The following is a 703-nucleotide window of genomic DNA, read 5'->3' on the forward strand; positions in this document are numbered from 1 at the left end:
GCAGAAAGCGATCATGAGCGGTATTTCCCGAGTTTACGTCTGGATTAGACTGCCAGAGGGCAAATCATGCCCGCTGGGTGAGATCGCCACGCAAATGGACGAGGAAGGTGGTCGCATCCAGGGGCAATTCCGGTATGCAGGGCGCGCCGCCGAGGGTATCCATTCTGTTTTTGAGGATGCGCTACCCGATGGTTGGGGAAGACAAATGATGGCGGTGATACACGGTCTTTCGCGCCGCCAGATGCGTTTACCCGATTTGCTGCCGCTGATGGAATACAGAGCGCTGGGTGCGCTGATGTTCAGCGATACACCGGTTATCCATGAGCCGCCGTCGTCCGCGAAGGAAGCTGCGATGGAGATGGAGAAACAATGGTATGCCGGCATGGTCAGCGGCTTTGAGCAGGAGTTGGCTGTCCGGAACGACGAGCACAGGCAGAAATTGGCTGATGTGGCATCTTCGCCTGGGGCGAGCGGCCCAAGTTCCTGTACACGGAATCGGGGGAGCCCCCTCAACAAGATGCACAAGAGGGCTGATTCTTTGGCGCTTAGTGCGGCCGGGCAAGGTCGCGTATTCCAGCGGGAGGGAGTCCCGCTCCGGCAAGGCTGGCCAGCCACCGGATAGAGAGTTCAGGGCCGGCGGGAGTAATCCCAAAGGTTAAGCACTGGAGGATCAAGACAGCAGGCCGTAAGCGTTAGCTGAACG

At 58.7% G+C, this 703-nt stretch carries 1 pseudogene; it reads left to right on the top strand.

The features are described from left to right. Window positions 1-622: pseudogene (locus ACOCD2_RS24085) on the top strand (hypothetical protein); the annotation flags it as partial. Between the last annotated feature and the right edge of the window lie 81 nt (window positions 623-703).

Origin of the sequence: Thiolapillus sp. (genome assembly GCF_048562965.1) — a bacterium.
GTDB classification, from domain to species: Bacteria; Pseudomonadota; Gammaproteobacteria; order Chromatiales; family Chromatiaceae; genus Thiolapillus; species Thiolapillus brandeum_A.